The organism is Limnohabitans sp. INBF003, assembly GCF_055396645.1.
In genome coordinates this window covers 1,669,835-1,690,366 of the sequence record NZ_AP029222.1, presented here as the reverse complement: position 1 = coordinate 1,690,366, position 20,532 = coordinate 1,669,835, and the positions used below count along the sequence as shown (strand labels likewise).

15 protein-coding genes are annotated in these 20,532 nt (G+C 57.8%); 9 read left to right on the top strand and 6 right to left on the bottom strand.

Translation table 11 applies throughout. From position 1 onward, the window contains the following. The first annotated feature begins 118 nt into the window (after window positions 1-118). Entirely contained in the window at window positions 119-994 is an 876-nt protein-coding gene (locus ACZ5VE_RS07680) for a DUF2189 domain-containing protein (protein ID WP_464457408.1), read from the top strand. Between the two features lie 10 nt (window positions 995-1,004). Beyond that, window positions 1,005-1,214: a hypothetical protein gene (locus ACZ5VE_RS07675; protein ID WP_464457407.1), complete on the top strand. Its 210-nt coding sequence runs from the start codon at window positions 1,005-1,007 to the stop codon at window positions 1,212-1,214. Between the two features lie 43 nt (window positions 1,215-1,257). Here ACZ5VE_RS07675 and mnmH read toward each other — a convergent pair whose 3' ends face one another. Both mnmH and ACZ5VE_RS07665 read right to left on the bottom strand, forming a co-directional pair. Further along, window positions 1,258-2,319 (bottom strand): tRNA 2-selenouridine(34) synthase MnmH, encoded by a 1,062-nt coding sequence (gene mnmH / locus ACZ5VE_RS07670; protein WP_464457406.1) that lies wholly within the window; start codon window positions 2,317-2,319, stop codon window positions 1,258-1,260. After that, window positions 2,316-2,966, bottom strand: coding sequence for an arylesterase (locus ACZ5VE_RS07665; protein WP_464457405.1), 651 nt, complete (start codon window positions 2,964-2,966; stop codon window positions 2,316-2,318). Before ACZ5VE_RS07665 ends, mnmH begins: the two co-directional genes overlap by 4 nt. Here ACZ5VE_RS07665 and ACZ5VE_RS07660 point away from each other — a divergent pair. The 3 genes from ACZ5VE_RS07660 (at window position 2,965) to ACZ5VE_RS07650 (ending at window position 4,956) form a co-directional block, all read left to right on the top strand. Continuing rightward, window positions 2,965-3,654, top strand: coding sequence for an ABC transporter ATP-binding protein (locus ACZ5VE_RS07660; RefSeq protein ID WP_464457404.1), 690 nt, complete (start codon window positions 2,965-2,967; stop codon window positions 3,652-3,654). The genes ACZ5VE_RS07665 and ACZ5VE_RS07660 overlap by 2 nt on opposite strands. Before the next feature lie 61 nt (window positions 3,655-3,715). Beyond that, complete coding sequence (gene rlmB, locus ACZ5VE_RS07655; protein WP_464457403.1) at window positions 3,716-4,450, top strand: 23S rRNA (guanosine(2251)-2'-O)-methyltransferase RlmB; 735 nt, start codon at window positions 3,716-3,718, stop codon at window positions 4,448-4,450. A 155-nt stretch (window positions 4,451-4,605) separates the two neighbouring features. Beyond that, window positions 4,606-4,956, top strand: coding sequence for a hypothetical protein (locus ACZ5VE_RS07650; RefSeq protein WP_464457402.1), 351 nt, complete (start codon window positions 4,606-4,608; stop codon window positions 4,954-4,956). Between the two features lie 18 nt (window positions 4,957-4,974). Here ACZ5VE_RS07650 and ACZ5VE_RS07645 read toward each other — a convergent pair whose 3' ends face one another. From ACZ5VE_RS07645 to ACZ5VE_RS07635, 3 genes are read right to left on the bottom strand one after another with little or no spacing between them, the layout of a single operon-like run. After that, a complete protein-coding gene (locus ACZ5VE_RS07645) occupies window positions 4,975-5,577 on the bottom strand; it encodes a chromate transporter (protein ID WP_464457401.1) in 603 nt (200 codons plus the stop codon). Beyond that, the gene (locus tag ACZ5VE_RS07640) at window positions 5,574-6,179 is read right to left on the bottom strand and encodes a chromate transporter (RefSeq protein ID WP_464457400.1); all 606 of its coding nucleotides are present in this window, start codon (window positions 6,177-6,179) and stop codon (window positions 5,574-5,576) included. Before ACZ5VE_RS07640 ends, ACZ5VE_RS07645 begins: the two co-directional genes overlap by 4 nt. A 13-nt stretch (window positions 6,180-6,192) precedes the next feature. Then, window positions 6,193-6,792, bottom strand: a complete 600-nt coding sequence (locus ACZ5VE_RS07635; RefSeq protein ID WP_464457399.1) for an IMPACT family protein — start codon at window positions 6,790-6,792, stop codon at window positions 6,193-6,195. A 151-nt stretch (window positions 6,793-6,943) separates the two neighbouring features. On the opposite strand from ACZ5VE_RS07635, the gene ACZ5VE_RS07630 reads away from it, so the two are divergent. Together ACZ5VE_RS07630 and ACZ5VE_RS07625 are read left to right on the top strand one after the other, a co-directional pair. Next, window positions 6,944-9,394 carry a YgiQ family radical SAM protein gene (locus tag ACZ5VE_RS07630; protein WP_464457456.1) on the top strand — a complete coding sequence of 817 codons (2,451 nt, stop codon included), beginning with the start codon at window positions 6,944-6,946 and terminating at the stop codon, window positions 9,392-9,394. Further along, window positions 9,394-10,356 (top strand): Bug family tripartite tricarboxylate transporter substrate binding protein, encoded by a 963-nt coding sequence (locus ACZ5VE_RS07625; RefSeq protein ID WP_464457398.1) that lies wholly within the window; start codon window positions 9,394-9,396, stop codon window positions 10,354-10,356. Before ACZ5VE_RS07630 ends, ACZ5VE_RS07625 begins: the two co-directional genes overlap by 1 nt. Here ACZ5VE_RS07625 and ACZ5VE_RS07620 read toward each other — a convergent pair. Further along, window positions 10,337-11,266: a LysR family transcriptional regulator gene (locus ACZ5VE_RS07620; protein WP_464457397.1), complete on the bottom strand. Its 930-nt coding sequence runs from the start codon at window positions 11,264-11,266 to the stop codon at window positions 10,337-10,339. The genes ACZ5VE_RS07625 and ACZ5VE_RS07620 overlap by 20 nt on opposite strands. Window positions 11,267-11,451: 185 nt before the next feature. On the opposite strand from ACZ5VE_RS07620, the gene ACZ5VE_RS07615 reads away from it, so the two are divergent. Together ACZ5VE_RS07615 and ACZ5VE_RS07610 are read left to right on the top strand one after the other, a co-directional pair. After that, entirely contained in the window at window positions 11,452-13,209 is a 1,758-nt protein-coding gene (locus tag ACZ5VE_RS07615; RefSeq protein ID WP_464457396.1) for a ShlB/FhaC/HecB family hemolysin secretion/activation protein, read from the top strand. Window positions 13,210-13,245: 36 nt separating this feature from the next. Next, window positions 13,246-20,511 carry a two-partner secretion domain-containing protein gene (locus ACZ5VE_RS07610; RefSeq protein WP_464457395.1) on the top strand — a complete coding sequence of 2,422 codons (7,266 nt, stop codon included), beginning with the start codon at window positions 13,246-13,248 and terminating at the stop codon, window positions 20,509-20,511. The last annotated feature ends 21 nt before the right edge of the window (window positions 20,512-20,532 follow it).

The window sequence follows — 20,532 nt, the reverse complement described above, 5'->3', positions numbered from 1 at the left end:
CAAAGCACCTAGGTGGGCTTGCCACACCGTGTATTTGTGCACCATCTTGGTAGTTTCCTGACTGTTCAAGCATGTGCACGCCGGGTAATCTGAACGCATTGCCGATGATCGGATTGCCATGACCGTTGACGCCACGTCCATTGCCCCAGTCGCTGCCAACAGCGCAGATTTGCCCACCATGGCCGCACCTTATGTGCCGCCGCCGCCAGAAGGCCCGCAGTCGCATATGCGGCCCTTGGGTTTCGCCGATCCATTTCGCTGGTTGGCCCGTGGCTGGCAAGACCTGATCCGTCATCCCGGCATTGCGCTGTTTTATGGTCTTTGCTTTTGGGGCATGGCCCAAGTGCTGGCCCTGGTGTTCAAACACAAGCCCGAATACACCTTGTCGCTGGTGTCGGGCTGCTTGCTGGTGGGGCCATTTCTGGCCATGGGCCTGTACGAAGTCAGCCGCAAAAGAGAGCGCGGCGAAGTGCCCGATATGGCCACATCGCTCATGTGCTGGGACCGGCATATCCGTAGCATGGCCATGTTGATCCTGGTGCTCATGGTGCTGGAGTTGCTGTGGGGCAGGGCTTCGCTGGTCGTGTTCGCGGTGTTCTTCAACACCGGCATGCCTTCGACCACGGGGGTGATCGAAGCGGTGTTCAACCCGCAGAACATCGAATTCCTGCTGGTCTATCTGGCGGTGGGTGGCACTTTTGCCGCGCTGGTTTATGGCCTGTCGGTGGTGTCCATTCCCATGATTTTGGACCGCGACACCGATGCCATTTCGGCGGTGCTGACCAGCATGCGGGTGGTTTTTTCGCATCTGGGTGTGATGGTGCTGTGGGGCTTGTTGCTCAGCGTTCTGGTGCTGGCGGCCTTGTGGCCATGGGCCTTGGGCATCATCGTGGTCGGACCTTGGTTGGGTCATGCCAGCTGGCACGCGTACCGTGGCAGTGTCGAGTGGGCAGAAAGCCCCGAAGAAGCTGTTACATTGGGCAGCTCAAATTAAAGGAGCCATCTTGGCCACACCCAACTACGGATTCGAAAAGCGCCAGAAAGAACTGGCCAAGAAACGCAAAAAAGAAGACAAGCTCAAGGCCAAGTCCGACCGCAAATCAGGCCTGCTGCTTGAAGACGGCTCGGAATCGGAGGGTGCAGACGACGCACAGGAGGCCTCTGTCGAGCCTTCGGCCGCAGACGCTGCCAACCCGCAAAACCCGCCAGCCTGAGAGCAGCCACGTCGGCTCAACCGCAACCGCAGTTGCCGCCGTGTTACTTCGGCGCCTGCACCAGTTTGCGGGCCAGTGCCAGCATGTCAGTCATGCTGTGGCTGGCAGGCGCGATCAGGGGGGCTTTGGCGTAATGCACAAAGTTGTTCCCTGTCGAGTTTTCGTAGCCCGGGTCGTAGTGACCTGACAGCAATTCGGTCACCACCTCGCGCATTTCACCCCGCTCGATTCTTTCTTGCCAGCCTTGCACCACGGCCTTGCCACGCAGGGCGGTCAGGCGTTCAAGCCGGTCCGCAAACAGGGCGCGGTCTTGTGTGAAAAACGCATAGTCTTCCAGCAACAGGTTCACCCGGTTCTCCAGCGACAGGTCCACGCGCAAGCATGGGCTGGCGCGCATGGCCACCATCAGCTCGGCGGGCACCGTCAGGTTGCCCACTTTTTTGCTTTCTGCTTCCACAAACACGGGGCGGTCTGCGCTGAAACCGCGCAGCGCATCCCACACTTGCGTGTCAAAGGCTTTTTGGGTGGGCTGAGGCGTGCCGGGGATCAGGCCCAGCACCGAGCTGCGGTGGCATGCAATGGCCTCCAGGTCCAGCACCTGGGCGCCTTCTTGCGCCAATGCCTGCAGCAAACGGGTTTTGCCTGAACCGGTCGGACCGCACAGCACCTGAAACTGCAAGCGCTGTGCCTGACGCGGCGTGTCTTCCATCACCTCTTTGCGAAAAGCCTTGTAGCCGCCTTCGATCAGGTGTACCTTGAAGCCGATCTGCCCCAGGATCAGTGCCAGCGAGTTGCTGCGCTTACCCCCGCGCCAGCAATACACCAGCGGCTGCCAGTTGCGCGGCTTGTCCATCACATGGGTTTCGATGTGGCGGGCGATGTTTTTGGCCACGAGTGCGGCACCGACTTTTTGCGCTTCAAACGGGTTGACCTGCTTGTACAGCGTGCCCACGCGGATGCGCTCTTCGTTGTTGAGCGATGGCCAGCTCTGTGCGCCCGGCAGGTGGTCTTCGGCATGTTCGCCTTCAGAACGCGCGTCGAGGATGGCGTCAAACTGGTTCAGTTTTGCCATGGCATCCAAGGCCGATATCAGGTGAACGCTCATTTCAGTTGTTTCTTCAAAGTGGGCCAGACATTGGCCAGCATGCGCGGCTGCGCGGCTTCATTGGGGTGGATGCGGTCGGCCTGGAACCATTTGAGCGGCTCGGGGTCGTCGCCAATGCCTTTCAAAAAGAAAGGCACCAGCGCCGCCTTTTGGCTTTTGGCCACTTGGGCGTAAGCGGCTTCAAATTGGCGGGCCATGTCGGGCCCGTAATTGGGGGGCATTTGCATGCCCAGCAGCGTGACCTGTGCACCCGCCGCCTGGGCTTGGCGTGTCATGGCTTGCAGATTGTCTTGCGTCATGTTCAGGGGCAGGCCGCGCAAAGCGTCGTTGCCGCCCAACTCGATCACCACATGGCTGGGTTGGTGCTTTTGCAGCAGGGCGGGCATGCGTGATCGGCCACCCGAGGTGGTTTCGCCGCTGATGCTGGCATTGACCACCTCCACGCCCGGTTTGTCTTGCGCCAGTTGCTTTTGCAGCAAGGCCACCCAACCCGTGCCTCGGGCCAGGCCGTATTCGGCACTCAGCGAGTCACCCACCACCAGAATGCGCTGAGCGCGCGCGGCATTCACGGGCGCGACAAAGCCCCAGCCGGCAAGGGCCAGCAGGGTCCAGTTAAAGTGACGTCGTCTTAACAAAGGTTTGTGCATGCCTGAATCCATCATTGCCGTGCGTGGCGTCTCGAAAAGTGTGCAGGATGCCAGCGGTCAGCTGGACATTTTGCGCGATATCGATTTCTCTTTGAACGCAGGGGAAACAGCCGCTATTGTCGGTGCTTCCGGTTCGGGCAAAAGCACCTTGCTGGCCATTTTGGCCGGGCTGGACACGCCCAGCGCCGGACAGGTGGTGTTGGCGGGGCAATCGCTGTTTGATTTGTCCGAGGACGACCGTGCGTCGGTGCGCGCCCAACACGTGGGTTTTGTGTTCCAGAGCTTTCAGCTCATGCCCAATCTGACCGCGCTTGAAAACGTGATGCTGCCGCTGGAACTGGCCGATCGACCTGATGCCCGCAGCCAGGCTACGGCCATGCTGCAGCGCGTGGGTCTGGGCGAGCGCCTCAAGCACCTGCCCAAAGTGCTGTCCGGGGGGGAGCAGCAGCGCGTGGCCTTGGCCCGTGCTTTTGTGGTGCAACCCGATTTGCTGTTGGCCGACGAACCCACCGGCAGCCTGGACCACGCCACGGGCGAGGCCATCATGGATTTGATGTTTGCGCTCAACCGCGAGCAAGGCACGACCTTGGTATTGGTCACGCACGACCGCCAATTGGCCGCCCGCTGCGAGCGCAGCCTGGTGATTCAGGCAGGGCGTCTGTCTGAATCTGCCATCTCTCGGCCCTGAATATCAAGCTGGTTTGCCGCAAGCGGCCAGCGGCGCATGGCGGACCAACGATAATCCACACATGTCATCCCACAAAGTGCTGTTCGGCTTTCATGCCGTAGGCGTTCGCCTCAAGATCGCCCCCCAATCCGTTGTTGAAATCCATTACGAGGTCACGCGTCGCGATGCCCGCATGCGGCAGTTCATCGACAAAGCCCGTGATTCGGGCATGCGCATGATCGAATCCGATGGTGAACGACTGGCCAAGCTGGCCGGTGGTCACGGTCACCAAGGCGTGGTGGCCTTGGTCTCGCCCATTCCCCAGAACCATTCCCTGGACGACCTGCTCGACACCGTGGAAGGGCCACCTTTGTTGCTGGTGCTCGACGGCGTGACCGACCCGCACAACTTGGGCGCTTGCCTGCGCGTGGCCGATGGTGCAGGCGCGCACGCGGTCATCGCCCCCAAAGACCATGCCGCAGGCATCAACGCCACCGTGGCCAAAGTGGCCAGCGGCGCGGCCGAAACCATGCCGTATTTCATGGTGACCAACCTGGCGCGCACCCTGGGCGAACTGAAGGAGCGCAACATCTGGGTGATCGGCACCAGCGGCGACGCGCCACGGAGCATTTACCAAGCGGACCTGAAAGTGCCCACAGCCCTGGTTTTGGGTGCTGAGGGCGACGGCATGCGCCAGCTGACCCGCAAGAATTGCGACGAGCTGGTGAGCATCCCGATGCGCGGCGCGGTAGAGAGCCTGAACGTGTCGGTGGCCAGTGGCGTTTGCCTTTACGAGGCTTTGCGTCAGCGTACATGACCCACGTGATCGTTGGTGCGGCTTGCGGATTTCTGTAGGAGGCCGCCCCTGCGGCCGAATGCTGGTTCAGCACGATCGCCTGCGGCAGCGCAGACATTCGCGAGCAGGGGCTCGCTCCCACACCATTCCGCATTCTTGACAAAAAGGACCCCCATATGAAAACCCTGTTCACCCGCACCACGCTTGCCGCCGCCCTGATGGGCTTGTCGCTGCTGACCGCCTGCACCCAAGAGCAGCAAAACAAGATCAGCCGTGACATCCAGAACTGGACCGGCACCAACGGCGTGATGGAGGTTTATGCAGGCGACAAAGTGGTTCGTCGCTTCTTGAAGGTGGACAAGGTCAGCACGGCTTTGGGTACCGACGACAAGGCCCCGCGTGCCTACCGCTATGGTTACGGCGTGCTGGATGAAAACCTGAACATGATTGCCGATCCCGGCGAGAAAAAAGTGTATTTCGAGGTCAGCGATTACTCGAATACGGTGTTCTTCGAGAACCCGCGCTGAGGCGGACTGAACTCAGCTTCAGACCCAGCCCAAAGCACCCAGCAGGGCGCCCAGCCCAATCAGCCAGAGCATGTGCAGCTTGGTGCGCCAGACTACCAGTGTGGTCAGTGCCGTGAGCACATAAAGCGGCCAGTCGCGTGCAGGCTGGTTGTGGCTGGCGGTCAAAAGCCATGCTGTGGCCAACAGCAGGGCGATCACGATGGGCGCCATGCCCGATTTGAAAGCCCGAATGCCGAGTTTTTCGCGGTGCTGGTGCGCCCAGCGCGTGGCCGTGTAAGTCAAGATGGAAGAGGGCAGCATGATGCCCACCATGCTGAGCACCACGCCCAAGCTCGCCAGTGCCGCACTTGTCCAGCCGCCACCCAAACCGGCTGCGGCGTTCAGCCCCACGTTCCAGCCCATCAAGGCCACAAATAAGATGTTGGGACCCGGCGCAGCTTGTGCCAGCGCGATCGACGAGGTGAACTGTGCATCGCTCAGCCAATGCGTTTCGTCCACCAAATAGCGGTGCATGTCGGGCGCGGCGGTGATGGCACCGCCCACGGCCAGCAGCGACAGCGAAGCAAAATGGTTGAACAGGCTCAACCAGTCCTGAGTCGACAGTTGCAATACGGGGTTCATGGCGCGTCTCCGGCACGGGTGACTTGTTGGGCCAGTTGCCAGTAAGCCCAGCCACAGGCCATCAGACCCGTACCCAGCAACACATAGGCCAAGGGCCAGCGCAGCAAGCCTACACCCGCAAAACTGGCGGCTGCCAGGGCCATGCAGACCGGCATGCCCATGGGGTTGCCGCGCAAGGCACCGATCAACTTGAGGCCCACCGCGGCAATCAGCCCCGCCGATACCGCGCCCATGCCACGCAAAGCGCCTTGCGCCCACTGGGCATCCGACACGCCACCAAATGCCACGGCCAGCAACAAAACCACCACCAGCGGTGCGGCCAGCATGCCCGCCAGCCCGGCCAAAGCACCGGGTAAACCAAAGTAGCGGCCGCCAATCATCAGCGACAGATTGACCACATTCGGGCCCGGCATGATCTGGGCCACGGCCCAGTCTTCGACGAACTGCTCACGCGTCATCCAGCGTTTTTTCTCGACCAGCTCGCGCTGCACCACCGCCAGCACCCCGCCAAAGCCCTGCAGGGCCAGAAGGGTGAACGACACAAAGAGGTCGGTTTTGGAGCGGGGTTGGTTCAGAGGGGCGATTTCAGGCATGGCCGGCATTATCCGTGTGGTTTTACACCGTCAGCTCGGTGTTCAGCCACACCAACTGCCCGCGGCCGCTTTCGTTCAGGCGTTCCACCACGGCGGCGGCTTGGGTTTCGGGCAACGCAAAGTGCAAGCTCACCACGCTGCCGTGCTTCACATCCTGCAGCTGGGCGTTGGCCAACTCCACTTCGCGGCGCACCAGCCCTTCGAGTGCATAGGGCACGCTGCAGGCCAGCTGTGTCAGCTTGATGAGCGGGATTTTCTCGGCCGTCAACAGCGCTTGCGCCACCGCATCGGTGTAGGCCCGCACCAGCCCGCCCGCACCCAGTTTGACGCCACCAAAGTAACGCACCACCGATGCCATCACCCCTTCCAGATCCTGGTGCCGCAGCACCTCCAGCATGGGGCGGCCTGCGGTGCCGCCGGGTTCGCCATCGTCGTTGGCCGCTGACTGCCCACCCGCCAACAAGGCCCAGCACACATGGGCGGCATCGGGGTGCTCGGCCTTCAGCTGGGCCACCCGAGCCTGCGCCTCTTCGCGCCCGGCCACGGGCTCGATGCAGGCGATGAAACGGCTTTTCTTGATGACCAGTTCATGGTGGGCAGGGGCGGCGAGAGAAAACGGCATGTTCGAGATTGTCAGGCAAGCGGCGTTGGCCTCATTCAATCATGCACATGCGGGTGAGGAGGCGCCCGGACACGCCCAGTCGGAATACCCGCTCGATGTTCAAGCCCACCCCCGAACGCCTACACTAGCGGGTTATCCCGATACCGAGCCCATGAACGCCTTCACCGACGTCTCTTTCTTCCCGCGCGACGCCAAACCGCTGACCAGTTACCGCAAATACTGGGCGCAGCGCTTTGGCACGGCCCCGTTTTTGCCGATGAGCCGTGAGGAAATGACCCAACTGGGCTGGGACAGCTGCGACATCATCATCGTCACGGGCGACGCTTATGTGGACCACCCCAGCTTTGGCATGTCGGTGATTGGCCGCATGCTGGAAAACCAAGGTTTTCGGGTCGGCATCATCGCCCAGCCCGACTGGACCAGTGCCGACGCCTTCAAGGCCTTGGGCCAACCCAACCTGTTTTGGGGTGTGACCAGCGGCAACATGGATTCCATGATCAACCGCTACACAGCGGACCGCAAAATCCGCAGCGACGACGCCTACACCCCGGGCGATGTGGGCGGCAAACGGCCCGACCGCGCGGCCATCGTTTACAGCCAGCGCTGCCGAGAGGCTTTCCCGGACACGCCCATTGTGCTGGGCGGCATCGAAGGCAGCCTGCGCCGCATCGCGCACTACGACTACTGGTCGGACAAAGTGCGCCGCTCGGTGGTGGTGGACAGCAAGTGCGACCTGCTTTTGTACGGCAACGCCGAGCGGGCGATTGTCGAGATTGCCCACCGCCTGGCCGCGCGTGAGCCGGTGCAGCAGATCACCGATGTGCGCGGCACCGCCTTTGTGCGGCGTGAAACGCCCGAGGGTTGGTTCGAGATCGACTCCACCAGCGTGGACACGCCCGGCCATGTGGAAGCGCACATCAACCCGTATTTGATGATTTCGGACCAAGCGCGGGAGCAGGGTGCCACTTGCGCCCGCGAGGATGAAGCCAATGCGGTGGCCGATGGCGAAAACCAGAAGGTGCAGCCTTTGAAGTTTGTGCCGAACGCCGCGCTGGCTGCCAGTTCAAATATTCGCTTGCAGGGGCAAGCTCCCACAGGGGAACCTCAAAATGGGCTCACAGGGGCGCAAGGCGTTTCTTCGTGGGAGCGAGCCCCTGCTCGCGAAGGTATTTCGACCAACCCAGAACTGCGTGGCAAAGGCACCCACAAAGTGCCGCCGCGTGACAAGAGCGTGATCCGTCTGCCCAGCTACGAGCATGTCAAGTCCGACCCGGTGCTCTATGCCCACGCCAATCGCGTGTTGCACCTCGAAACCAACCCCGGCAACGCCCGCTGCCTGGTGCAAGCGCACGGCGAGGGTCATACAGCGCGCGACGTGTGGATCACGCCGCCCCCCATCCCGCTGACCACCGCCGAGATGGACCATGTGTTCGACCTGCCGTACGCCCGCAGCCCGCACCCACGCTATGCCGACGAAAACGGCAGCCACGACCACGCGACCAAGATCCCCGCATGGGAAATGATCCGCTTCAGCGTGAACATCATGCGCGGCTGCTTTGGCGGCTGCACCTTTTGCTCCATCACCGAGCACGAAGGCCGCATCATCCAAAGCCGCTCCGAAGAGTCCGTCATCCGCGAGGTCGAAGACATCCGCGACAAGGTCAAAGGTTTCACCGGCGTCATCTCTGACCTGGGCGGCCCCACGGCGAATATGTATCGCCTGGGCTGCCGCAGCCCCGAGATCGAATCGGCCTGCCGCAAACCCAGCTGCGTGTTCCCCGGCATCTGCCAGAACCTGACCACCGACCACGCCCCGCTGATCAACATGTACCGCCGGGCGCGAAACCTCAAGGGCATCAAGAAAATCTTGATTGGCTCAGGTCTGCGTTACGACCTGGCCGTGCAGTCACCCGAATACGTGAAAGAGCTGGTGCAGCACCATGTGGGCGGCTACCTGAAAATCGCGCCAGAGCACACCGAGGGCGGCCCGCTGTCCAAGATGATGAAGCCGGGCATCGGCACCTACGACCGCTTCAAGTCGATGTTCGACAAATACAGTGAAGAGGCCGGTAAAAAACAGTTCCTCATCCCGTACTTCATTGCCGCCCACCCGGGCACCAGCGACGAAGACATGATGAACCTGGCCATCTGGCTCAAAAAGAACGGCTTTCGTGCCGACCAGGTGCAAACCTTCTACCCCAGCCCCATGGCCACGGCCACGGCCATGTACCACTCCACCCGCAACCCGCTGCGCAAGATCACCCGCGACAGCGAAAAGGTGGACGTGGTCAAAGGCGACAAGCGCCGCCGCCTGCACAAGGCGTTTTTGCGCTACCACGACTCAAACAATTGGCCACTGTTGCGCGAAGCCCTCAAAGCCATGGGCCGGGCTGATTTGATCGGCAATGGCAAACACCATTTGATCCCGAACTGGCAACCACTGGCCGAAGAGGGCTACCAAAGCGCTCGGCGCAAAAACAGCACGGGTGCCGGGGCGAAGTCGTCGGTGTCGCTGTCCACCGCGCCCAAGCGCTTGGGGCAGCCGAAAAAAGGCCAGTTGCTCACGCAGCACACGGGTTTGCCGCCGCGCAAAAAGAGTTGATGAAAGTGCTGGTGTTTCTGGTGCGCTGTGTGCTGTGGCTGGCCGTGGGCCTGGCTGCGGCCAGCGCACAAGACCTTCGCACCATCACGCTGGTTGTCCCATTTTCGGCCGGTTCGGCGCAAGACGTTTTCGCGCGAATGATCAGCGAGCCGCTGGCGAAAGAGTTGCATGCACGTGTGCTGGTGGTCAACAAAGCGGGTGCAGGCGGTACTTTGGGCGCGGCCTTTGTGGCCCATGCCAAGCCCGATGGCGATACCTTGTTGATGGCGGCATCTGGTCACCACTTGTCGGGTGCGCTTTACCCCAAGCTGAGTTACCACCCGGTCAACAGCTTCCGGGGCGTGGCGTTCACAGGCTCGTCCGATTTTGTGCTGGTCACGCCCACCAGTTTTAAAACACCAGACCTCGCCTCTTTCGTGGCTCGCGTGCGGGCGCAACCTCTTGCTTTCAATTTCGCCTCTGCTGGCAACGGCAGCACCACGCACGTGGGCATGGCTGCTTTTTTGGACCGGGCAGGTTTGCAAATGGTGCATCTGCCGCTGAAAGGCACGGGCGAGATCATCCACGAACTCTTGGCCGAGCGCGTTCAGGCCGCCATGGTCTCTTCGTTCAGCATGCAGGCTTACAAAGCCGATGCCCGACTCAAAATGTTGGCCAGCACCGACACCCGCCGCTCTGACCAAGTCCACGCTGTCCCCACGCTGAACGAATCTGGTTATCCCCATTACAAATGGACAGTTTGGACGGGGTTATTGGCACCAGCCGGCACGCCAGTCACTGCGGTGCAAGACATCAACCGGGCGGTGGCCAAGGTGTTTGAAGAGCCTGAGACCAAAGCCCGTTTGCAGCAATTGGGCGTGACGATCCGCCCCATGCCTGTGGCGCAGTTTGAAAACCTGTTGCGCGATGATTGGCATCGAACCTCGGGCCAACTGGCTCACATCAAGGTGTCATTGGACTGATGCTTTTGGGTGGTGCCTTGTGTTGGTGGGCCAAATGGTCGATCAGAGCTTTTGCCAACGGACTGAATAAATTGGATTTGTAGACCAATTTAACCCTCACGCGCGACCAAATATTGCTGATCGGAACAATGGCAAGACCCAAGTTCGAGCTTTGCAATTGGGCAATCTTTGTTTGACAGACATAAATGCCAACACCGTGCGCCGCCATACGGATGGCACTTTGGTTGGTCTCCACCAGCACAACCAAGCGGGCATCTTCACAGCTGATACCCCCTGATCTTTGCAGCAAAGCCTGCGAGTGCTGGGTGTGCTTGTCTGCAATCAAATCGTAGGGCATTAGTTCTTCATAACTTACTTCTGATCTGTGGGCTAAGGGATGCGTTTTGTGCATCACTGCAGCCACGACATCGGTGTAGTAGTCCATATGTTGCAAGTCACTGGTTTCTGTGTTGTCCCACACCACCGCCAACTGGGCTCGGCCATCGCGCACCATTTGGACCGCATCTTTACTGATCATTTCTTTCACGCTCAGCCGCACTGCCTCGCGTGCATGCAGCTGCATGAACAAGGCCAGATCATCGGTCAAGACCGATGATGCGCTGGCCATGTGCGATGCCACCGTGACCGTGCCGCTCAGGCCGCTTTTTCGTTGCCGCAAGGTGTCAGACAGTTTGCGTGCATCGTTGACCAGTCGTCTGGCTTGTTCGCTGAACAAAGCCCCTTCGGGTGTGGCCTCGACACCTTGCCTCACCCGCTTGAGCAAAGGGGTTTGCAATTGTTCTTCCATTTTGGCCAATCGTTTGGTGATGGCCGAGGGGTCGATCTGCTCGCGTTCGGCCACGCGCTTGATGCTTTTGGCATCGCACACCTCCACAAACAGCCGCAGCGTGGTCAGGTCCAAGTCTTTCATATGGCGTTGATGTCTTTTTAAAACTGCCTAATTGGCAGTTTATTGTGCGTTCAAATTGTAGTTTTTCAGAATTTTGGATGTTTTAAATACTATAAATGTCATTTTGGAACTTGTATCTTGACTTTATTGCAGTTTTAAAAGTCCATTCGGTTCATATCCTCATCTCAATAATTTGAAGGTATGAAATGCAAAAAATTACAAATTACGGTCTGAAATTAATGGCTGTACAAAGCGCATTGGCCTGTTCGGGCGTGTGTGCCCAAACTGATGCAGGCACGATCTTGCAGCAGCAAAACCGGCAAGAAATGCGCCAGGCAGATCGGATCCCCGAGTTTCCCAAGCAAGAAGCCCCGACAACAGAAGCTCCGTTGAGCGGTCCACGGGTGACCATCAAAACACTCAAGTTCACAGGGCCCGAAACCCTGGTGTCAACGCCGGAAATGCAGACCTTGATGGCCCGTTGGGTGGGCCAGGAAGTCGATTTTGCGGGGCTTGATCGCCTGGCAAAACAAACCACCGAATTGCTGCGCAGTCGGCAATGGTTTTTGGCACAAGCTTACTTGCCGCAGCAAGACGTGACAGAAGGACACATCGAAATTGCTATTCAACCGGGCTATCTGGATGGTGCCAATGGTCAAGGCGGGGCTTTTTCGGTGGTGATGGACGCGCTAAAGCCAACGCGCATCGGCAAAAGCCAAATCGAAGCGATTGCAAGCTACAACCTGCAGCCGGGTGCCTTGGCCAATGAGGCTAACCTAGAGCGCACCTTGCTGGTCGCAGGTGATTTGCCGGGGGTCACGGCCCGGGCCCAGCTGGAGCCAGGTGCCAACCCGGGGGCTACACGCATTGTTCTGAATGTGGAAGAGGGCCCTGTGTGGTCGGGCTCTGCCATTGCCGACAACTATGGCAGCCGGTTTACGGGCAATGCCCAAATCAATGCCGGCTTGCAGATCAATGACCCACAAGGCTTGGGTGATCAATACAGCCTCAACGTCACACACACCCAAGGCCTGGATCTGGCGCGGTTGGGCTATTCGTTGCCAATTGGCTCCAATGGGCTGAGACTCAGCGCCTCCTGGAGTCCCATGAACTACAAAATTGTTCAGGGGGTTGGAGTGGATGCGGGGTTGAAGGGGTCTTCAGAGACAACTGCGGTGTCATTGACGTATCCGATTCAGCGCAGTCGCGCACAGAACGTGTACGCCAGTTTGGCCCTGAATCACAAAGCGCTGAAAGACGACTCCAACAGCGGTCTCTTGAAAGACAAGCGGGCCAACACGCTCAATGCCAGTGTGTCTGCAGACCAACTTGACAATTTTGCGGGCGGGGGGCTCAGCAATGTCAGTTTGGGTTTAACGGCTGGGCAGATCGACTTGTCGCGCTTGACGGCTGACAAAGAAGCAGATGCCTCTGGGTACAACTCGCAGGGCCATTTTCAAAAGCTCAACTACAGCGCGAATCGTCTGCAAAAACTGGGCAACCAGTTCACCTTGTTGGCCAATTTTTATGGGCAAGTTGCAGGCAAAAACCTCGACTCCTCCGAGAAATTTGGCTTGGGTGGCCCGAGTGGGGTTCGCGCCTATGTGGGGGGCGAAGCCACGGGTGACTCTGGCTGGGTCGCCAATATCGAGGTGCGCTATGACTGGCAAAGCCTGTCTTCTGATGCAGGGCAAGTGCAACTGGTGGCTTTTTACGATGCAGGCCGCATCAGCTTGCACCACGACGACAAAGGCGCTTCGATTTCCACTGCTACGGGCCGCAACAAGTATGGCCTGGCAGGTTGGGGCTTGGGTGCCAACTTGAGCAAATCGGGTAGCCATGCCCTTCGGGTCACTTGGGCTCAAAAATCCGGATCGAACCCAGGGCGCACAACGGAAGGCATGGACTCGGATGGCCGTGCCAGCGCTTCGCGCCTGTGGGTTCAAGGCACTTGGTGGTATTGATTCACCGCTTCCCATAACAACTCCAAGAACATCACCATGAACAATACCTACCGACTCATCTGGAACGAACTGGCCAACACCTGGGTGGCTGTGGCCGAAAACGCCAAATCACGTGGCAAACGCTCTGCAGGGGCTTTGTTGCTGACGGCTGTTGCCAGTGTGGCCATGGCGCAGACCGTGAGCACCCAACAATTGCCTACAGGCGGGCAAATCCTGTCGGGCAGTGGCACCATCAGCGCTCAGGGTGCTGCCATGACGGTGAACCAAAACACCGCCCGCATGATCGCCAATTGGAGCAGCTTCAACATTGGTGCCAATGCCAGTGTGAACTTTGTGCAGCCTTCGGCATCGGCTGTGGCGCTCAACCGCATCCAATCGCAAGACCCCACGCAAATCATGGGGCGCCTGACGGCCAACGGCCAAGTCATGCTGGTCAACCCTGCGGGTGTGGTGTTTGGCCGTGGCAGCCAGGTGGACGTGGGCAGTTTGGTGGCCTCCAGCTTGGCCATCAGCGATGCCAATTTCTTGAACGGCAACTACCGCTTTGCTGCCGATGGCCTCACCGCGTTGGGCGCTGTGGTCAACCAAGGCCGAATCACCACCGCCAATGGTGGGGCTGTGGCTTTTTTGGCGCCGGTGGTCAAAAACGAAGGACAAATTACCACATCCAAAGGCAGCACATTGCTGGCGGCGGCACAAGACATCACGGTTGACTTTGCGGGTGACGGCTTGATCGGTTACCGCGTCAACGCGGGTGCCGCCAGCGCACTGGTGGAAAACACGGGCACAGTGATGGCTGACGGCGGTATGGCCGTGTTGTCTGCCCAATCGGTGGACAGCATCACGCAAGGCGTGGTGAACAACACCGGCATGGTTCGTGCGCAGCGGCTGGAAAACCGCGACGGGCGGATTGTTTTGGAAGGCCATGCATTGGTTCAGACTGGTACGGTGATGGCTCCCGACATCAACGCCAAAGTTGACAATCTGATCGCCAGCGGCACTTGGGATGCCAGCGCGGCAAGCAATGCCACGGTACAAGGCGGTCGCATCGCCATTCAAGCCACAGGACACGTAGAGCAAACCGACTCAGGGCGAATCAATGCCGATGGTGGTGCGGGTCAGGGTGGATCGGTGAAATTGAGTGCTGGGCAGGATGTTTGGGTTTCCGGACAAATTTCTGCAAATGGCGCACAAGGTGGCGACGTTACCGTCGAAGCCCCCAGCATCGTCTTGGCTGCAGCCAAAGTGTCGGCCACAGGTCAGACGGCTAATGGTGGCAGCATTCGCATCGGTGGTGGTTACCAGGGCAAAGACACGGACATCGTGAATGCACAAACCACCCGTGTGGTGGCCAGTGAACTGGATGTGAGCGTGAGCCAGCGTGGCTCGGCAGGCCAAGCCATTGTCTGGTCTGAAAGTGAAACCGTGTTTGGCGCAACCGTCAAAGCCTCGGGGGGGCAGCAAGGTGGTAACGGCGGCTTGGTCGAAGTGTCCAGTCATGACAAGCTGACGTTTGCCGGTCAAGTGAATGTGACCGCACCAGCTGGAACAAATGGCCGCTTGTTGCTGGACCCGAAAAATATTGAGATCGTGACTACCGTTTCGCCAATACAGGTTTTGTCGCTTCTCGATCCAACGCCGATCGGCAGTGATTACCCCAGTAGTGACCCAACATTGACAACATCAGGCCTGGCAACGGAATTGTTGAATGCAGGCGTTGGAACCAATCGAATTGTTTTTCGATCACCTTATGACAGCACCACAGCGTCTAAAGCGGGCGCCGTGCGTCTGTACAACTCGCAAACGGGCGCGCTGATGTCGACCCTGACGGGTTCGAACGCCAACGACTTTGTGGGTGGATTGCCTATTGTTTCTTTGGGCAATGGCAATTTTGTGGTGCGGTCGCAAGCCTGGACCAACAGCCAAACATCGCCCGCAGTCACAAAATCAAGTGATGTCACAACTGGATTGGGAGCAGTCACTTTCGTCAATGGCACAACGGGTCTGAATGGGGTGGTCAGTAACGCCAACAGTTTGGTTGGCAGCAGCGCAGGTGACCGCGTTGGCTTTGGTGGTGCCAATGCAGTCACAGTGAAGGTTTTGACGAATGGCAATTACGTGGTCAGTACACCCACTTGGAAAAATGGAACTTACACCAATGCAGGTGCAGTGACATGGGGCAGTGGGTCTCTGGGAGTGAGTGGCAGCATCAGTAGCGCGAACAGTTTTGTTGGAACCAGTTCGAATGACTTGATTGGCTCAGGATTGATTTACAGCTCGACGGTTGGTGGTACCCCCTCTTCAACATACATGGGTAGCAGTTCACTCATTGAGTCTTATGCTGCCTCCAAGGGCATCACCGCATTGACCAATGGGAACTATGTGGTGACTTCTCCTTACTGGTCTGGTGGTATGGGGGCTGTGACCTGGTTCGATGGTGCTACGGGTCTTCCTGTCGGTGGCACAGCAGGTAATGCGGGCAGCGTCAGCAGCAGCAACAGTTTGATCGGATCAGCTGCCACCCACTTTGTCGGCTCGAGGGGTGTAACGCCGCTGAGCAATGGCAAATATGTGGTTGTTTCCAGTGACTGGGACAATGGTGCCACGACCAACGTGGGGGCTGTGACCTGGGGCAATGGATCCAATGGCTCTGTGGTTGGGGCTGTTAGCGTCAACAACAGTTTGATTGGCCGATATGCTGAAACCTATTTAGGGGCAACAAAAAGCGATTACACCTTTAAAGGCATCACTGAACTAACTGGAGGTAATTTCTTTGTAGTGGCCTCCCCCGATTGGCGAACAGGTACGGCTGCTAGCGACTCGAACAAGGGAGCGATAACGCGATTGCCAACGACATCAACATCCGTTCAAGCTAATTTTGGGTACATCGATCAAACGAATAGCCTGGTCGGCAGCACTGGTTATGTGAGCATTAGCCAAGGAGGCGATTTTGTCGGTCGTATCGGCACAATGGCTGGGTCGATTTCGGCATACAAGTCTGGCGTTACGCCATTGGCGTTGAACGATACCTTTGTCGTTGCATCACCCTTTTGGAGCGGTCAAGTCACCTACGGTGGCGCAGTCACCTGGGTGGGTCCTGGCGGATTGGTCGGGGTCGTCTCCACTGCCAACAGCCTATATGGAACAACGACAGGTGAGCAAGCTGGTAGCGCGGGTGTTTATGCGCTCGCTAATGGAAATTACGTCACCTCCTCTGCCTGGAGCGGTGGTGCAGGCGCTGTGACTTGGGGCGATGGTGCAACAGGCGTTCGAGGGGCGATTGGTCCCAGTAACAGCTTGGTTGGTAGTTCTGCTACTGATGCTGTTGGCGCTACCATTTTGCCTTTGAACAACAGTAATTATGTTGTGGCTTCACCATACTGGAGTAATGGGTCGGTCAGCAGTGTTGGGGCAGTCACTTTGGTTGATGGTGCAACAGGCCGAGCGTCTAATGGCACACTGGGTAATCCAGGGGTGGTCAGCAGCGCCAACAGCCTCGTGGGCAGTATTGCAAACGACAACGTTGGCGGCACTATTTATGCGCTTCCTCAAAGCGCAACCACATCCAACTACATTGTTCTTTCTCCTAATTGGGATAGAAATTTCGCCGTTGATCCCGGTACAGTCGGCACGGGAATCGCTGCCAACGCTGGCGCAGTCACGTGGGGGAGCGGTACTGTGGGCGTTACGGGGGCGGTCAGCATTGCCAACAGCCTCATTGGTTCCAATGCCAACGACAAGGTCGGGGCCAACTCATCAGCAAGTCCTTTTCAAGCATTGACCAACGGTAATTATGTGGTTTCCACCCCGACTTGGGACAACGGCGCAGCGAATAGCGCAGGTGCTGCAACGTGGGGTTCAGGTACTGCGGGTGTGGCGGGTGAAATTTCATCTGCTAACAGCCTTGTCGGAACAGTATCAAATGACCAAATCGGTTTGCAAGGTGTTAAAGCGTTAACCACGGGTAACTATGTTGTTCTGTCACCCTTGAGAAAAGTGTTGACCATTAGTGGTGGCGCTATTTCTTGGGGCAACGGTGTCACAGGAACTGTTGGGGCTGTCACTGACCAAAATAGCTTGTTGGGTTTGGGTGGCGTTGCTGCTGAAAGCATAGGTGGAAGTGATGCCTTGGCTCTTTCAGACGGCCGTGCACTGGTATTTTCCAATACTGGTAAATCAGGGGTTGTTAACTCCGCTGGTCGATTGGACATCATTTCTTATTTGTCACCTATGCCAACGTTGAGTGATGCCAGCGCATATGCCACCAATTCGAGCTTGTCTCAGGGGGTCTCTGCCTCCGCCATTAACAATGCCATGAGTGCTGGTGCCGCGGTGACGCTTCAGGCGAGCAACGACATTAAGGTCTCATCGGCCATCACTGGTACCAATTCGGCGGGCCATTTAACCTTGCAAGCAGGTCGTTCGATTCTTGTGAATGCCAACATCACAACGGGTGGCGCTAATCTGACCTTGAAAGCCAACGAGCCACTTGCGTCTGGCGTTGTCGACGCGCAGCGCGATGCAGGCGCAGCCGAAATCAATATGGCTTCCGGTATAACTCTCAATGCGGGTAATGGCAACATCACTTTATCTTTGGGTGCTGGGACAGGCCTGACCGAATCGACCTCGGGCAACATCACCTTGCGAACGCTGACGGGAAATGCCATCAGTGTGGTCAATGCTGGAGCCACCAGTGGTTCCAGCATTACCTCCAACAACAACATCACTGCTGCCAGTTCCTTGCGACTGGAGGCGGATGCAGGCAGTGTCACGGTTGCAGCCAGCAACATCATGGCTGGGGCTGGTTCCGCAATTTTGGTCGCACGTGATGACATCACGCTGACCTCGGCGACCACTGCACCATCAGGATCAACAGGTGGCCTCACCTTGTTGGCGGGCCGTTCTGTGTTGCTGAATCAGTCAATCGATACCAAAAACGGTTCACTGATGATCAAGGCCAATCACTATGATGGCGCCGCTGCTGTTGGTGCTAACCGACTCACAGGCCCTGCAGAAATCACAATGGGCACATTAGGAACGATTGCAACAGGCACGGGTGTCGTCAATATATCGATCATGGATGGAACGGGTTTGACCACCGATACAGCATCTGGACACATCAGTCTCAAGGCCATTACCAGCGGAAGTCTGTCGGTGTTTAACCGCGGCACCACAACTGGTTCTGCAGTAAATATCAGCGGCACTTTGAATGCTTCTGGCGCTATCGATATCGCTGCTGACTATGGGAACATCGCACTGGCAGGAGACCTACGTACCACCAATACCTCTGGATCGGCCATTCGATTGAACGCAGGTGCAGCTGCGTCGGCTGGCACAACTGCCGGCGGTGACATCACCGTGTCGGGCACGGTTAATGGTATGCCAGTGATCGCTATGGGGACTGGAGGGACCGCTCGCTTTTACTCAGGCAGTGCAGTTAACAGCACGAGCCTGTCTGTCATCGCGACCTCAGGATCGCGTTTCAGCTCTGATGAAACGACGACGCTGAGTCCTGTATTAGGGGCGGGTAAGTACGCCATTTACCGACAAAACACTACGCCCATTACTCTGATCATTTTGGCAACAACCAAAGATTATGGTGATTTGAATCCGGTCTTGCCCAACTACTCATTGACCAGTGGAAGTTTTAATTCGGGTGATTCGATCAGCGCTATTGCATGGGGTTCTGCGGCTACACAATATAAAGCGGTTGGCACCTATGCTTACGGCTCTGCCAATTTGTTGAGTCCAACGTTTGCATGCTCTGCTGGAGGGGCTGCATGCGCATCCGATTACACAATCACCTATGTGAATGGACTCACCATCAATCCTCGTCCTATCACCGTGACTGCAAATCCATTGTCTAAGTTTTATGGCGCAGCTGACCCTGCGTTGACTTACCAGATTTCCTCTGGGAATTTGGTCAATAACGAAACCCTCTCGGGCACACTGAGTCGGACTGGAGGTACACATGCGGGCACGTTTCCGATCAATATCGGGTCGCTTGCTGCCACCAGCAACTATGCTTTGACCTATGTCCCTGCAGACTTGACGATCAATCCTGCTGTGCTGTCCGTGACATTGACCAACACTGGTGTGACGAAAACATATGACGGCTCGAATGCAGCACCTGCTGGCTTTTCGCCGGCATACAGTGTCAGTGGTGCTGGTGGTGATGCCGTGACCTTGTCTAACGCAGGTTTCGCGTACAACAGTGCACACGTTTTAGCTGCAAATAAAGTGACAGTTTCTGGTCTTTCCATCTCCAGTGTCACCGGCAGCATCGGTTCTTTGCCGGGTGATTATGTTTTGGATGTCAGTAGCAAAGATGTTGCCGCAACCATCACGCCGAAAACGCTCACGGTGACGGCCAGCATTGGTGGTGCTTTGAACAAAGCTTATGACGGTAATGCCATTGCAACAGGTGCCCGCGTGTCAGGTACGGTGACAGGAGCCATTGCAGGCGATACGCTGAGTGTTGATGGTTCGGGCATGACGTTGGCTTATGGTGGTATTGAAGGTGTCAGCATGATTCGGACATCTGGACGTTCAGGGTTGCGATTTGATCAAACTTTGTCCGGCAGTGTGGCTTCAGATTACAGCTTCACCGACCCTGTCATTGCCGATGTGGCGGGAGAGATTGGTAGAAAGCCCGCTCAGAACTCGCCGATTCCCCCTGCACCACAGTCCAATGCAGTCAATACCAGCGTTGACTTGAATGTGGAAATGAAAAAAGAAAAGGTTGTGGCCGTTGCAGACGTGATTGCGTCCGCCAAGGTCGCGACGGAAGTACCGCAGATGAAGATCGCAGCCACATTGAGTTTCGGTGCAGCTGACAGTTTGGGCATGGAGTTGGTTGTTTCCTCCAACGCCGCAAGCTTGACGACAGTCGACGCAGGGCCAGCCAAGGCGGGCAATGCCGAAGACACCGAGGTCAAAACGAATTCGGTGGCCTTGTTCAACCAAACAGGTGACAAAGTCGCTGCGGGTGGCGCACTGAGCATCGTGGAGCAAGGCAAAAACATGCGGGCTTCTGTGACAACCGCTGACACGGCCCAGTCTTTGAACGTCAACTTGGCAGGCATGCGCTTTGTCAATGTGGACTTCAAGTTGCCCTCGGGCGCTCCTAATCAGCTGAGCGTGGGAGTTTCTGCGGATGGCATGTTGGTGGTTAAGGTGCCGGCTGCGATGAAGGCGTCATCCGACGACCGCAGTTTGGCATTGATTGGCATGGCCACAGCCAAAGAGCGTCTGGATGTCCAGCCGTCAAGCGTCAAGGGCGTCGTCATTCAGGTCGAGTAATGCGTTTTATCGTTTGACTTC